Source organism: Enterobacter sp. SECR19-1250 (assembly GCF_013391025.1).
GTDB lineage: Bacteria > Pseudomonadota > Gammaproteobacteria > Enterobacterales > Enterobacteriaceae > Enterobacter > Enterobacter cloacae.
In genome coordinates, this window is sequence record NZ_JACASJ010000366.1 from 1 (window position 1) to 215 (window position 215).

Sequence of the window (215 nt, forward strand, 5' to 3'; positions counted from 1 at the left end):
CTCGGTAGACTCTATGAGGTAGTTTATTCCTAAATTAGCTGCGGAATGTCGGGTGCATAATAAGCCCTACACAAATTGGGAGATATATCATGAAAGGCTGGCTTTTTCTTGTTATCGCAATAGTTGGCGAAGTAATCGCAACATCCGCATTAAAATCTAGCGAGGGCTTTACTAAGCTTGCCCCTTCCGCCGTTGTCATAATCGGTTATGGCATC

1 protein-coding gene is annotated in these 215 nt (G+C 43.7%); it reads left to right on the top strand.

What is annotated here, in order from left to right; all coding sequences use genetic code 11:
• Positions 1–89: 89 nt before the first annotated feature.
• A partial coding sequence (locus HX884_RS26975; RefSeq protein ID WP_235538853.1) for an SMR family transporter occupies positions 90–215 on the top strand: 126 nt, incomplete at its 3' end.